This is a genomic window from Methylotetracoccus oryzae (genome assembly GCF_006175985.1).
GTDB classification, from domain to species: Bacteria; Pseudomonadota; Gammaproteobacteria; order Methylococcales; family Methylococcaceae; genus Methylotetracoccus; species Methylotetracoccus oryzae.
Map to the genome: position 1 here is coordinate 222,291 of NZ_SRSH01000003.1, position 13,750 is coordinate 236,040.

At 53.2% G+C, this 13,750-nt stretch carries 12 protein-coding genes; all 12 read left to right on the forward strand.

The window, feature by feature from the left end; genetic code table 11:
• The first annotated feature begins 241 nt into the window (after nucleotides 1-241).
• The 12 genes from BWR02_RS05015 (at nucleotide 242) to BWR02_RS05075 (ending at nucleotide 13,711) form a co-directional block, all read left to right on the forward strand.
• A complete protein-coding gene (locus BWR02_RS05015) occupies nucleotides 242-2,425 on the forward strand; it encodes a lipopolysaccharide biosynthesis protein (protein WP_162560020.1) in 2,184 nt (727 codons plus the stop codon).
• Between the two features lie 158 nt (nucleotides 2,426-2,583).
• On the forward strand, nucleotides 2,584-3,606 hold the full coding sequence (locus tag BWR02_RS05020; protein ID WP_162560021.1) for a prenyltransferase/squalene oxidase repeat-containing protein: 1,023 nt from the start codon (nucleotides 2,584-2,586) through the stop codon (nucleotides 3,604-3,606).
• Between the two features lie 8 nt (nucleotides 3,607-3,614).
• Nucleotides 3,615-4,214 carry a class I SAM-dependent methyltransferase gene (locus BWR02_RS05025; RefSeq protein ID WP_162560022.1) on the forward strand — a complete coding sequence of 200 codons (600 nt, stop codon included), beginning with the start codon at nucleotides 3,615-3,617 and terminating at the stop codon, nucleotides 4,212-4,214.
• A gap of 2 nt (nucleotides 4,215-4,216) precedes the next feature.
• On the forward strand, nucleotides 4,217-5,191 hold the full coding sequence (locus BWR02_RS05030; protein ID WP_139556659.1) for a glycosyltransferase family 2 protein: 975 nt from the start codon (nucleotides 4,217-4,219) through the stop codon (nucleotides 5,189-5,191).
• Nucleotides 5,192-5,207: 16 nt separating this feature from the next.
• Nucleotides 5,208-6,113, forward strand: a complete 906-nt coding sequence (locus BWR02_RS05035) for a methyltransferase domain-containing protein (protein WP_162560023.1) — start codon at nucleotides 5,208-5,210, stop codon at nucleotides 6,111-6,113.
• Nucleotides 6,110-6,541, forward strand: a complete 432-nt coding sequence (locus BWR02_RS05040; RefSeq protein ID WP_139556661.1) for a cupin domain-containing protein — start codon at nucleotides 6,110-6,112, stop codon at nucleotides 6,539-6,541. The genes BWR02_RS05035 and BWR02_RS05040 overlap by 4 nt, the downstream gene beginning before the upstream one ends.
• Nucleotides 6,534-7,310: a class I SAM-dependent DNA methyltransferase gene (locus tag BWR02_RS05045; RefSeq protein WP_162560024.1), complete on the forward strand. Its 777-nt coding sequence runs from the start codon at nucleotides 6,534-6,536 to the stop codon at nucleotides 7,308-7,310. The genes BWR02_RS05040 and BWR02_RS05045 overlap by 8 nt, the downstream gene beginning before the upstream one ends.
• 405 nt (nucleotides 7,311-7,715) lie before the next feature.
• Nucleotides 7,716-8,828 carry a DegT/DnrJ/EryC1/StrS family aminotransferase gene (locus BWR02_RS05050; protein ID WP_139556663.1) on the forward strand — a complete coding sequence of 371 codons (1,113 nt, stop codon included), beginning with the start codon at nucleotides 7,716-7,718 and terminating at the stop codon, nucleotides 8,826-8,828.
• Nucleotides 8,829-8,833: 5 nt separating this feature from the next.
• Complete coding sequence (locus BWR02_RS05055) at nucleotides 8,834-10,054, forward strand: glycosyltransferase family protein (protein ID WP_139556664.1); 1,221 nt, start codon at nucleotides 8,834-8,836, stop codon at nucleotides 10,052-10,054.
• 476 nt (nucleotides 10,055-10,530) lie between these two features.
• Nucleotides 10,531-10,764 carry a hypothetical protein gene (locus tag BWR02_RS05060; protein WP_139556665.1) on the forward strand — a complete coding sequence of 78 codons (234 nt, stop codon included), beginning with the start codon at nucleotides 10,531-10,533 and terminating at the stop codon, nucleotides 10,762-10,764.
• A 919-nt stretch (nucleotides 10,765-11,683) separates the two neighbouring features.
• On the forward strand, nucleotides 11,684-12,544 hold the full coding sequence (locus tag BWR02_RS21595; RefSeq protein ID WP_139556667.1) for a glycosyltransferase family 2 protein: 861 nt from the start codon (nucleotides 11,684-11,686) through the stop codon (nucleotides 12,542-12,544).
• Between the two features lie 15 nt (nucleotides 12,545-12,559).
• On the forward strand, nucleotides 12,560-13,711 hold the full coding sequence (locus tag BWR02_RS05075; protein WP_139556668.1) for a glycosyltransferase family 4 protein: 1,152 nt from the start codon (nucleotides 12,560-12,562) through the stop codon (nucleotides 13,709-13,711).
• Nucleotides 13,712-13,750 lie beyond the last annotated feature (39 nt).

A 13,750-nucleotide genomic window follows, 5' to 3' on the forward strand; every position in this document is an offset into this window, starting at 1 on the left:
GTACATGCATCCCCACGCTGGCCAGAAAATCCACTCTTCCGTGGATACAGCTCGCTGAAGATAACTTCTGTCCGGGCAGGAGCCGGACTTCGCGCGGTGCTCCTTTGTGCTGGGCGCTTGCCAAATCGGGTTTAGAGCTTCGCCAGCCATGCTGCCCGATCTAGTTAGGCGCCTCGCGGAATTGTGGGGCGCATGGGTCCTTCCATGGGACCTCTTGATCGTTTTCCTGTTAGCCCTGTGCATGCTGAGGTTCATCGATGCCGCGGTGCACGCCGACAAGGTGGTCGCTGTCGCTCTGTGCGTTCCTTGGGTCGCAATCTGTTGGGTCCTGTTCGCCGGATGGCTTGACACGGGTTTGCTCCCCGTCAGCAAAACCCCAGGGCTCTTCGTAGCGCTGATGGGCTCCGCGCTATTCATCGCGCTTTCCCGATTCCGAGGGCTGACCGCACATCGCTTTGGCTTTCTGGGTGCATTGCTGCCGGGTGGGGTCGCAGTTTGGTTTGGGGCAACGGCCTGGTACTCGGGCAGTGTGCCAACAGCAACGCTGCTGTGGGCTTTCGCACTGCCCATGCTCCATTTCCTGGCTTCCGTTTTGCCGCGTGGATTTCGAGCCGACGGGTGCGGCTCCTGCTTGCCCCACCCTTGGTATCTGTCGGTGCAGCTTGGTCACAGCCGGAAGACCAGGGCGCGGGTATTGATCGGTACCAGTACAATCCTAGGCGCAGTCGGCGTGCTCTTGAGTGCGTCCTTCATCCCAAGCGGATGGTCAGGCATCGCCTTTGCGATGTTGGCGTTCGGGTACCTACTCGCGGTGGCCTGCTCGAAGCGCCGATCCACGGAATCGAGTTCAGCAGAACGTATGGAGGTGAAGCCCTCGCCCGCGTCAGCACCCAGCCCGCGTTCCTCTCAGGCGCTAATTGCCCCCGACGTGCTCGGCGAGGCGCAGGTACCCGCCACGGAGCGGGGCGCGAACGTTAAGGACGAGGCGAGAAATCAGCATCACACGGTGCTCCATGCTTTGAAATGGTCTTTCCTGGGCGAACTTGCTTCAAAGGCAGTGGGCCCAGCTGTTTTCGTGGTGCTGGCGCGCTTGCTCACTCCGGAAGATTACGGTGTGGTTGCCGCGGCTACGATGGTCATCAGCTTCTCTCAGATCTTCTGGGAAGCCGGGATGGGGAAGGCGATCATTCAATATCAGGGTGATCGCCAATCGGCAGCGAGTGCCGCATTCTGGATCAATAACGGATGTGGGATCTTGGTTGCCGCAGCGCTCGTCGCCGGTTCCGATGTCATCGCCGAGGGGATTTTTCATGACGCACGAGTGGCCTCCGTATTAAAGGTGATGGCAATCCAGGTGTTCCTGGCAGCATCGATCTCGGTCCATGTGGCGTTGCTGCAGAAAGACATGCAGTTCAAGCACCTGTTTTGGGTCCGGTTCGTGACTGTGGCATTACCGGGGCTCACTTCCGTTCCGCTTGCATGGTATGGTTTCGGCTATTGGTCGTTGGTTGCCGGATCTATTGCTGGCCAGGCATTACAAGTAACGCTCATCTGGCTCACCAGTCCTTGGCGTCCCAGCATGCAGTTCAATACCCAAGCGGCTTACAGGTTAACAAGGTTTGGTGGATGGGTGGCGGCGACTGCCCTATTAGCATGGGTTTATAGCTGGGCTGACTCATTGATTGTCGGACGATACTTCGGTCCGCATGACTTGGGACTATTCCGCACCGGAAATGCATTCGTGTCCATGATTTATGGTCTTGTTTTTGGTCCGGTCATGCCTGTCGTCTACGCCTACTTCTCAGGTGTCCAACGAAGCATAGAGCGGGTCCAATCGGACCTATTTCGTGTGATTAAGTTGATCACATTACTTGCTATTCCTATTGCTCTAATCCTTTGCGCGAATGCTTTCTTTATCGCCGATTTCACGTTTGGTGCGAAGTGGTATGGAGTCGCCGAAGTTATCTCAGTGTTGGCGCTGATGCATGGATATTCTTGGGTAGTCGGCGCCAATGGTGAAGCGTATCGGGCTTTAGGTGTCCCCGCGAACGAGACAAAGATTATGGCGGTAATGGTTCTTTTCTACGCCATTGGTTACTTGCTCAGTGTCAGGCATGGCTTCTCAGTCTTTCTCTGGACACGATTGGCTTTAGCTTTAGGGGCCTTGACTATTCACTTCTGGGTCGCAAAGGTGGTTCTGTCTATTCAAATTATCCCGACGATAAGGTATATGTTGAAGATCAGTATCCTGTGTTTGCCTGCAGTGCTTTTTGCGCTTATTTTCACCTTCCGGGAACCTATAATCAATGGGATAGTGGGGTTGGCGTCTGGTATAGCGATAACTTTTCTCCTGATCTTTTTGTCTGAAACTAAAGTCCTGGCCCAAGTCCTTGAAGCGTTTGCGCGGAAAAAGAGAACGGCATGATCTACCATCTTAGTAGGCGACTTATACGCAGGGTTGCCAACCATGTTCGGTCGGTGAGGTTTAAGCGTCAACTTCCGGCTAGGACACTCAACCAAGACATTGCCCAGACTTTCGACTATCAGAGCTTTCGCCAACCTGTCCTAAATTTCACTGAAGGCTTGAGTGTAAAACAAAGCTTCGCGTTTAAATACTCAGCCAGTTGTAATCGGCCGACACTGTATGCTTCTGCTTACGCGTGCATGATATATTCTCTTCTCGGCAAACTTGACGAGTTATCAGGCCAAGCTAAATCAAGTTGGATCCAGTATTTCGATAGCTTTCAAAACGCTGACGACGGTTTGTACTATGACCCCGTCTTAGATTCGGAAAATTACCCATCAGAAGACTGGTGGGGGGCGCGACACCTCGCTTTGCACATGATCAGCGCCTATACAGATTTAGGTGGTACGCCAAAGATGCCCTTCCACTTCTTGGAAGCATATTACGACGTTGCGCAGCTAAAGCGATGGCTTGAGGGCTTTAACTGGCATGGCTCAATAGAGAGCGCCGGCGATCTTGACAACAAGATAATGAACATCGGATGTGCGCTACAATATCAGCGCGATGCGTGGAATGACGAGCACGCCGGAAAGGCGATAAGATTCATACAGACATTTCTTGCGGAACAGACAAACTCAAATACCGGCCTATGGTGCACCTTCAACCAAAACGACCCCGTCCAACTATCAAGGGCGGTACAGTTCGCCTATCATTTGTTTCCTTTATTCTTCTACGATGAAATTCCAATAAGAAACGCCGATCGAATTGTGGAGTTGGTATTGCGCACTCAGAATAGTATCGGTGGGTTCGGGGTTTGCCCTAACTCAAGCGCCTGTGAGGACATCGATTCCGTAGACCTACTGATCCGGCTTGCAGCACTCGTACCTGAAAAGCAAAGAGAGATCCGGGCTGCCTTGGCACGGGCGTTCAACTGGGTATTGGTGAATCAGGTAGCTGATGGGGGGTTCGTTTTTCGGCTCTCGGAACCATTTGTCTATGGTCACCCCGAGATGGCCAGTTCTACCAATGAAGGGGCGATGTTTCCGACGTGGTTCCGTACATTATGTGTGGCCTATTTGGCGGAATATTTTAAGGTATCTCATTCATTTCGGTTTATGCGATGTCCCGGTTACGAATTCTAAGAGTGTCGATGCTAGAGAATCTCAAAAGCGTTCTCAAGAGGAGATACTACATTCTCCGCTATCCACCATTGAGATCGTCGTTTCGTGTGAAATCTGATTTGACCTACAGGGAAAGGTTGGCGCTTTACCGGCTGGCGAATGACAAAAAGATAATTTTAGAGATAGGATCATATTTGGGTGCGTCTGCATGCTGTTTTGCGGCGCAGTTGAAGGCTCGCGGTGCAGGTCAGGTGATTTGTGTCGATACATGGAATAACGACGCGATGTCTGAGGGTGGTTGGGATACATTTGCGCAGTTTGTGAAAAACACAGCGCCTTTTCTGAGTTTGGTGAGAAGCGTTAGGGGATTCAGCACGGATGTGGTCGAGACTATTCGGAATAGCATCGAGGAACTGGACCTGCTTTTTATCGACGGAGACCACTCATACCAGGGCGTGAAATCGGATTGGGAAGCTTATAAAAAGTTCCTAAAACCCGGTTCCGTTGTGGTCTTCCATGACTGGGGATGGGCTGATGGCGTAAAGCGCGTCGTCAACGAGGACGTTCTTCCGTTGGTTGACTCCGTGGAGAGCCTGCCAAACATGTGGTGGGGCACGATCAAAGGCTAAGCATGCTAAGTGCCATCATTCCCACCCGCGATCGCGCTAATTTTTTGGCGCTATGTCTGGATTCAATTAACGCGCAGACATTGCCCGTGGAGCAGTTCGAGGTTCTTGTGGTGGACAACGGCTCTACCGATGACACGAAGCAGGTCGTCGAGTCATTCCGCCGGCGTTGCCCTAACGTACGGTACATTTACGATGCGACACCCGGCCTTCACGTCGGGCGACACCGGGGGATGAATGCGGCACGCGGTGATGTTCTCGTGTTTGCCGACGACGACATCGAGGCGTTCCCGACTTGGCTCGCAGCGATAGACGACGCATTTTCGGATCCGAAGGTGGCTCTGGTCGGTGGAAATAATCTGCCGAAATTTGTGGGGGCGCCGCCAGATTGGCTGCTAGAGCTTTGGGCTGAGCCAGGGCATATCGGTGGCAGGTGTCTGGCTTCGCTTAGCATCCTCGAACTGCCAGAGGGCGTGAGGGAAATCGACCCCATGTATGTCTGGGGCTGCAACTTCGCGATCCGGAAGGAGGTTCTGATGAAGGCCGGTGGGTTCCATCCAGACGGGATGCCTCGTGAACTGATTCGTTTCCGTGGTGATGGGGAGTCGCATGTTTCGCGCTGGATCTCGAAACAGGGTCTTAAGTGCATGTTTCACTCCGGCGCGTCGGTCTATCACAAGGTAACGTCCGAGCGAATGACGCTGCGCTATTTCCATCAGCGTGGGTTCAATCAAGGTATATCTGACTCCTACACAAAACTACGTAGTAGGTCGGCGCAGGTGTGGATAACCACTCGATTACCCTACCAAGTTGCCCGTTGGGCGTGGCGAAAAGTTAAGGCGGCCTCAAAGCAGGCCCAAATTAACGCGGCGACTGACGCGCTTCGCAGCGGATACAGGGAGGGCTTTTCCTTCCACCAGGATGCCTATCGAGCCGATCCCGAAGTGCGAGAATGGGTCCATCGTAAGCAATATTACTGATGAAGGGAGGTGGGGGATGAGCCTGGTGGAAAAAGTTTGGCGTAACGGCCTCGCTGGGTCCGTGCGAATTGGTGCTGGTATGGTGTGGCGACAGGTTCGTCCCTATTATGATCGATGCCGCTTTCGAAACGCGCCACGCTACTCGAACCCGACTGCCAATGATTTGACGAGAATCGAGCAGGATCTGAGTTCAATGGGAGTCGGAATCGAGGACTATACCCCAAATCCCATTGAATTCAAGTACTTTCAGTCTAATCAATGGTTCCCGCCCGATTATCATGGCGGAGCTAAAAGCGTGGTCTGGGATGAGAAGCTTCTGGAACACTGGATCTCCGCTGACCGCCTTGGCCTCGCTACGTATGGCGTTGACGATCTCTACGTGGACATGGCTGCCAGTAGTTCCCCCTGGGTTAAGGTGCTGAGGGAGCGATACGGTCTTCAGGCATTTGCCCTAGACCTGAACCCGGTAAGTGACGCCTATCGAGATCTTCACTTTTATCGCCGAGAGGACGCCACTAGGACCAGTTTTCCAAACGCGTCAGTGCGCGGTGTTTCGTTGCACTGCGCTTATGAAATGTTCATGGGGGACGATGATACCCAACTAATGGCAGAACTTGCTCGGATACTTACCCCAGGCGGTAAGGCAGTTATTCTGCCGTTGTATATGCACACGCATTATTGCGCGTACGCGACCCCTGAATATTTCGGAAAGGGGTGTTCAGACCCAGCTGCAAAGGAGTACATTCGCATGGACTGTTACGGTGTCCCATCCTCTCGAAAGTACGACGCGAGACGGCTAAAGTCTAGGGTTCTTGATCCACTGGAACGCGCTGGCCTAGGTTTTCGACTATTGGCGATAAGAAATAAGGAGTCGCTCGGTCGAGATATTTACTGTCATTTTATCCTGGAGATAAATAAGTGATCGAGTACATCGTTCAACTCGACCGCACATTGGCCGTATTGCTGCGCGCTGGCTTCCATGAGGACGGTATTCGATTTTTCACGCCCGGCGACTTTTCGCAGCAACTTGGTTACATGAATCGTCCAGCAGGTTATGTGATTCCACCGCATGTGCACAATCCGGTCAGGCGCGAGGTACAATACACTAACGAAGTTCTTTTTATCAAATCAGGACGGGTTCGTGTGGACTTCTACGACGATGAGCAGAATTATTTGGAAAGCCGCGTTCTGCAGCAGGGTGATGTGCTTTTGCTTATAGTCGGGGGGCATGGCTTCGAAATGCTGGAGAAATCAGAAATCATCGAGGTAAAGCAGGGCCCATACGCCGGCGAGGGGGACAAGACGCGTTTTGCTGGCATAACCGGCGATGAGGCGAAGTTTGATGAATAAGGCGAAGGTCGAGCACACAAGCGCGTCAGCGCCTTTCACCGCCTATAGCCGCTATTACGATCTTCTGTACCAGGACAAGGATTACCCTGCCGAAGCTGCTTACATCCATGACGTGTTGCAGCGACACGGGGTAAAACATGGCGACTTGCTCGAATTCGGCTCCGGCACGGGAAAGCATGGGCGGCTTCTATCGCTCTTAGGCTATCGGGTGCATGGCATCGAGCGTAGTCGGGAAATGGTGAGTCAGGCGTTGCAGACCGAAGGATTCACCTGTGAGGCCGGGGACATCTGTAGCGTCCGACTCGCTCGTACTTTCGATGCCGTACTGTCGCTCTTTCATGTGGTGAGCTACCAGGTTACCAACGCAGCAGCAACGGCTGTCTTCGCCCGTGCGGCGGAGCATCTGGAGGCCGGTGGGCTCTTCGTGTTCGATATCTGGTACAGTCCGGCGGTCTATCACAGTCGCCCGGAAGTGCGGGTGAAGCGCATGGCGAACGCATCGGTGGAGGTTCTTCGTATTGCGGAACCCATCGTCTATCCCAACGAGGACCGCGTGGATGTCGCATACAACGTATTCGTGACGGATCTGGTGACGAAGTCGGTGGAGACGGTAACGGAGGTTCATGGAATGCGCCATTTTTCACTGCCAGAACTCGACCTGCTTGGGGCGATGAACGGTTTTGAGCGAATCGGTGCCGAAGCCTTTCTGACAGGTGCAGCCCCGTCGGAGGAGACGTGGGGCGTTTGTGTGGTCATGCGGAAGATCTGAGTGCAGGCGATGAACCGAAAACCCTCGCACGGCTGGGGCTCTCAGAAAGTGTCCTATGGCGGCCATAGGGCTCCCTGACTCACCCGCGAGCCAGAAGGGACTGCCGGGCGCCTAACTTCAGCGCGGGGCCTCAGCTGACAAGATCATTTGCTGGAGACCGTGTAGTGAGAGTGGACCCAGAACATGATGCGCGCGGCGCGGCGGCTCATGCAGCGGCTAGCTGGACCCTGGCTTGCGCCGCGTGGCGAGTGCGACGGTGTCGCGGGGCCCTGGTCAACCACGCCGGTATAGATAAACCGATAAACCACGGCGGGCAGAGCGAGCGAAGATGATCGCCGTTTCTTCCTTTGACCGAAAGGGGCCTTACGTCTTCCAGAATCGAAACGTATCTATTAAAGGACAGCCATGATCCCCGTAAATGAACCGCTCCTCGATGGCAACGAGAAGAAGTATCTTGCAGAGTGTATCGACACGGGGTGGATTTCATCCGAAGGGCCCTTTGTCGAGCGGTTTGAAACGGAGTTCGCTGCGCGGATTGGGCGCAAGCATGGGATCGCTGTATGCAACGGGACCGCAGCGATTGACGCGGCCGTGGAGGCGCTTGGAATTGGGCCGGGGGATGAAGTCATCCTGCCTACATTCACCATCATTTCCTGTGTGCTTCAGATTGTACGTTCCGGCGCCAAGCCCGTGTTTGTCGATGCAGATCCGCGGACATGGAACATGGATGTGACACAGATTGAATGCAAGATTACGTCGCGCACTAAAGCAATAATGGTCGTGCACATCTATGGACTTCCAGTCGATATGGATCCGGTGTTGGAACTTGCCGAACGTTACGAGCTAAAGATCATAGAGGACGCCGCCGAAGCGATCGGACAGACGTATCGTGGGAGGCCGTGTGGTAGTTTCGGCGAGATCAGCACGTTCAGCTTTTACCCTAACAAACACATCACGACTGGGGAAGGCGGGATGATCCTGACCGATGACGACGACATAGCCGAAGCCTGCCGAAGTTTGCGCAATTTATGTTTCCAGCCAGATAGGCGATTTTTTCATGAGCGACTAGGATGGAACCTGCGGATGACAAATCTCCAGGCCGCGGTGGGATTGGCCCAGCTCGAGCGACTAGATGAGTTCTTGGAGCGAAAGCGTTCGATGGGAAAGTTATACACTGCCGCACTCTGTGATTTAGATTCGCTCGTGCTGCCTTTGATGCGGACGGAGTTCGCGGAGAACCTATATTGGGTTTATGCCGTGGTGATCAGCGAGTCCTCTCCCCTATCTGTCGATCATGTTCGCAGCGAGTTGGCATCCTACGGAGTCGGTACACGCCCCGCGTTTTTTCCGCTGCATGCGCAACCCGTTTTAGCAAGTGATGGAATGACAGTCAAGGGAGAATATAAGGTTTCAGAATATCTGTGTGATCGTTGTTTCTATCTGCCAAGTGGCTTAGCGCTGACCTCAGAAAAAATCGAGCATGTGGCCGACAGACTGCGGGAAATTATTGAGAGGTGAGCCCAATGGGCAAACGGACCTTAGTCACGGGAGAACGAAACGGACTTTCGATTGTGATTCGCCACCCTGAAGGCAATGTTGCAAGCAACCCCACACTCGCTAGCCTTGTCGAGACCCTCACGGGTGCCGGGTATTCTGTGCACATCAGCAGTTGGTTTCCGCCGTCACCAGTAGGAAACGCACCTACTGTGACGTATGCACAGACAAACCGTCTGTTGTCTTATATAAAAAGCATCATTTTCGATAGGGTTTGCTCACGCTTTTTGGCAAAAATTCTTCTCCGTGTAGAGTTGCTCCTGAAGGGCGGGTCTTTCGATCTATGTATCGGTATCGATCGCAATGGGCTGATTGAGGCCGCACTCATCAGTGAGATTTTGGGGATCCCATATTGTTTTATTTCTTTTGAAATAACTGTCGAGCGTGAGACGTCAAAGAAATACAAGGATATTGAGCGAGTGTGTGCGCGAGGGGTTTCTTTCTGGGTCGTCCAAGATGAACAGCGCGGGGAATTGCTTCAGGCCGAAAACAAACTGGATCCTCAACGAGTCTTCTACCTTCCCCTTTCGTCACCTGCCGTCTCGGGTGTCGGTGATAGAAGGATTCGTGACGAGCTAGGGATCCCGGCGGAGAAGAAAGTTGCCTTAATCTTTGGTAGTCTGAGTGAATGGACGCTGGCCGCGCAAGTTATAAATGGTGTGCGCGCTTGGCCGAGGGAGTGGGTCCTATTAATTCATGAGCGTTATGGCAACACTCATGCGTCGCTTGCGGCGCAGGGTATCGATATAGACGATCTTCTATCAGATCGAATTTATCTTTCCAACGTGGAAATGAACAACGTAAACGATATGGGGCCGTTGCTAAATGGGGCGTCCGCGACACTAGCTTTTTACCGACCGACTTATAAGAGCCCCCACACTGGCATCAATTTAAAAGTTCTCGGTCTCGCTGCCGGAAAGATTAGTACTTCCTTGCGCTATGGGGTTCCGGTCATTATGAATGAAATCGGGACCTATTCCGAGCTAGCACGTATTAATCAATTCGGGGTTGTAGTGGAGCGGCCCGCGTGTTTGCCGAACGCGCTATCCAACCTTGATGATAAGGACAGACTTTCCCTTCAAGCGAAAGAATTTTTCCTGGAAAGGCTAGATTACAACTTGTACAAGTCAGCGCTGCTAGAGAAAATTGCTGGTGCGATAGAGCACGAAGACACCGCCAGTCTAGCCTGATTCGTCGAGTGGTTAAATGACAAAGAGCGATTTGGCGCTGCTGTCAAAGAGTCGCGAAAGTTCGGACGTCAGTCAGTTTTAAACCGTATCCGCCATTTTCTTCACGGCGATTCTCCCAACTTAAATTGAAAGGATCTCTAGACGGTGTATTTGTACGCGTGATGAAGGTGGGGTTTAGGCCGCTTCGGCCGTGCCTTGGATTTCCCCGGAACTAATCGCCCGACGTACGCGAGTAGCTCATCGATGATGGCGGCCAGGAGTGTATTGATTCCCGGGAACCCGTTCATGAGCCAGATCGGGAACCAACGTTTAAGTAAGGCGGTGGCGTACGTCCGTCTGGGCTTTCGGTGCACGCCGGGATCGGAGGAGCGGTTCTTTTCCGGTCTGCGCGGCCTAGATCGCCAAGACATTGAGGTTGTTTAGACCATTTCGTGGCGGCATTCCTGTTGCGCGGCGTGCCAGGAGAGACCGGTAAGGTGCTGCGACTACAGGCGGTGTTTGTTGCGCTTGAAGGCGTCTTCGATGCGCCAAGGGGGAGGATAGAGGTCGGCGACATCGGCGGCGGTATAGGCGGACGAGTCGAGGAGCTAGGTGATGAGCACGTAGCCTTTACCGATGGGTGTCACAATAGGGCTGAGACTGACGGCGTCCGGCTTGCGTCCGATCCCGGAGTCCTTGGCGTCCAGTTGAGAAGGCAGGACGATGTTTGAATCACCGCTAAGCGTTGACCGGACCTACGGAACGCTTTGACGGTGGCGGCGCCGACTTGGTCGACGCGCATACAGAAGTGCCGCTGTCGCTGGTCAAGCGCCGCGATAACCCGACGGGCCGGATAGCCCGCTATCGAGCAGCATCACATCGTCCGGTCAGAGGGGCAACTGCTCGAACCACATCTGCCGCTCAGCGACCGAGGGGAATAGAGTTGGAAGCGGGCGGTCATTTCGGGACCGGCAAAGGAGAACAGGAAGCCGATCGCTACGCCGATTCTGCGGCCCGCGGCGTGCTTTAGGAACAGTGGCAGTTTCGACGTGTCAGCGGCGATCAGGGGGAAGCCGCCCAAGCGAGGTGGCGGGAGATGCTCTTCCGCCGGGGAGAGCAAATGCTGGTTGAGCAGGGAAAAGAAACCGATGAGCGACGCCGTGGCATGCTTTCGAACAGGCAGGGGCGGTGACTTCTCGCCACAGTTCGACGTTGTTATCGAGGTGGGCGACGAAGACGTTGAGTTCGTTCTAGGCGCTGGCGCGCAGGCCAGAACGGCGTCGACAGACAGTGAACAAACGGCAGCGTGCGGTGGCGGCGAAAGGCAGTCGGCCAGTGGCGAACGGCGTCGAAAAGTTTCGACATGTGAACGCCCACAGAATCTCGAGGAATTCAAGCGCTGATTGTCTATATCTCATAGATCCAATACCGTAAGATCTTACCAGCGAGCGCCCCACGCTGGAAGTCGCCTTTCTTCAGTTGAGAGGATTACACTGAACGGCGGGAAACCCGGTTCATAGTCCGGAGCAGCAGCACGGAAGCTTCAACCGCGAGGGAGGGATAGGAGCACTGTAACCGTCCAAAGAGTATGTCGGCTCGCACGAGGAGTTCAAACGCAACCGAAGAGAAGGTCTAAAGAAAACACAGCAAATGTGCCCAAAAATCTCAATTGTCATACCCTCCTTCAATCAAGGCGCTTTCCTAGCTGAGGCGATCGAGTCTGTCCTAAATCAGTCTTATAGGAACCTTGAGATTATAGTGATGGATGGGGGGAGTAACGATGACTCTGTTAAAGTTATTGAATGCTTCAACTCCCGCCTAACGTATTGGGAGAGTACGCCGGACAAAGGACAGAGTCACGCTCTTAATAAAGGGTTTCGACGCGCGTCCGGCGACATATTAACGTGGTTGAACTCTGACGACGTATTAATGCCCGGCAGCCTAGGTGCGGTAGCGCGGAAATTCAGTGAGAAAGGCAGCTCCTCAAAAACATGGGTTGTTGGAGGATGTCTTTGGATAGATACGAATGGATGCGTCCTTAAGTGCACGAGAGCGCGACGATGGGCGCCCTGTGGCGCCAGCGGCTTCCTGGGCGTCTTCGGTCCTAGCTCTTTTTTTTCCCGTGCCTGCCTTGAAAGTGTGGGTCTGCTAAACGAAGACCTACACTATATGATGGATACAGAGCTTTGGATCAAGTTTGCAAGAAATAATTTCCGATTTTCTGTTTTGGAAGGATATGTTTGGGCGTTGCGACTACATCCGGCAGCGAAGATGAGCGGACATCACTTTCAGGAAAGCCCAATGGCCAACCCTGATCACTCAGTCTGGCAGAAGCGACGAGACGAAAGGAATTATCTTCGGTCCACGTATCGAATTGGGCCATATGATGAGAAAAAAAGTTTGATATGTTCTCGATTGAATGCGCTGTTAGCCATGAATACCTACAAGAGCTTTTTGGATACCCGACGATATAGCGGGAGACACTGGAAAATGATGTTTCATAAAGATTGAAATGCGTTATTAAAAATGACGAAGAAGGCGAGATTGCTTGTGATCGCATTGGAGCCTACACCATACAATGTTGATCAATTCAACGCGTTCCAAGCCTCTGGCGTTTGGGATGTGACCGTGATCTACACGAGGGCGCGAAGTTACGCGAAAGATGCGGGCCATAACTTCCAGGAACTTCCCCGAAGAGCGTTCGAATATCAAACTTTTGAGGGGCGATTTCTTCCTTCCCGCCTAGGGGCTGCGGCAGTAGTAGCATATGCAACTTTCTTCTCGGCGCCAGATGCGGTTTTAGTGTGGGGCTATTTTCGCGCGGAACTCGCGCTTGGTATCTTAACTTGCGCGATAAGGTCTATCAAGTTCGCGGTATTTTCTGATTCATTTCGTAAGACGCGTGGAGGGCTGCGCCTAAGATTGCGGCAAAAGCTAGGGAGCATGATGCGCGCCGGCGTGTTCAAGTACGGGCACTTACTTTTGGTTGGTAGCCGCGAGGTTGGTAGAGATGCTGTCAATCTCGGATGTCCCGAGGCAAAGGTGATCGTGTTTCCGTATTGTGTTAGCGTTTCACGGCTTGAAGCAGCAACTCCAAGGGAAGTGCCGGAGGTGTGTCTTAGGCAGTTAACACCACTTACCACCATAATAATGTTTAGCGGACGCCTAATTGAACGGAAGGGCTTAAGCGTTCTATTGCATGCTTTAAATAGGGTAGAATGTGAATCAGATTGGGTCCTTTGGATTGAAGGGGATGGCCCGGAACGTGCGAGCTACGAGAAAGAGGCATTGGAATTGGGAATAAGGGAGAAATGCTCCTTCCTTGGGTTTTGTCAAATGGACGTACATGGCTGGCTGTTAGGTCAGTGCGATATCCTGGTAGTACCATCGATCGAAGATAATTGGGCGATTGCAGTCGATGAAGGCATGCAGCTGGCGAAGGCAGTGATCAGCACAACTGCGACTGGAGCAGCACGGGACCGTATAGTAAACGGGCTTAATGGCCTTTGTGTTCCGGACGGCGATATCGCTGCCTTGGAAGGAGCGTTAGGCCAACTTATTGATAATGTCGAAGAAAGGGCCCGACTCGGGCATGCGGCCCGTCAGACAGCGGTATTTTGGACGCCTGAGCGTAACGCAGAAGTGTTCACACGAGCGCTTAAGAGCAATGAGCCTTAGGCAATGAGGGGCAACAGGAAAGATCAGGGAATTTGTTCA

Coding starts and splice junctions, on each gene's coding strand:
- BWR02_RS05025 (WP_162560022.1), top strand. CDS start 3,615: ATGCTAGAGAATCTCAAAAGCGTTCTCAAGAGGAGATACTACATTCTC.
- BWR02_RS05015 (WP_162560020.1), top strand. CDS start 242: ATGCTGAGGTTCATCGATGCCGCGGTGCACGCCGACAAGGTGGTCGCT.
- BWR02_RS05050 (WP_139556663.1), top strand. CDS start 7,716: ATGATCCCCGTAAATGAACCGCTCCTCGATGGCAACGAGAAGAAGTAT.
- BWR02_RS21595 (WP_139556667.1), top strand. CDS start 11,684: ATGTGCCCAAAAATCTCAATTGTCATACCCTCCTTCAATCAAGGCGCT.
- BWR02_RS05055 (WP_139556664.1), top strand. CDS start 8,834: ATGGGCAAACGGACCTTAGTCACGGGAGAACGAAACGGACTTTCGATT.
- BWR02_RS05030 (WP_139556659.1), top strand. CDS start 4,217: ATGCTAAGTGCCATCATTCCCACCCGCGATCGCGCTAATTTTTTGGCG.
- BWR02_RS05045 (WP_162560024.1), top strand. CDS start 6,534: ATGAATAAGGCGAAGGTCGAGCACACAAGCGCGTCAGCGCCTTTCACC.
- BWR02_RS05075 (WP_139556668.1), top strand. CDS start 12,560: ATGACGAAGAAGGCGAGATTGCTTGTGATCGCATTGGAGCCTACACCA.
- BWR02_RS05035 (WP_162560023.1), top strand. CDS start 5,208: ATGAGCCTGGTGGAAAAAGTTTGGCGTAACGGCCTCGCTGGGTCCGTG.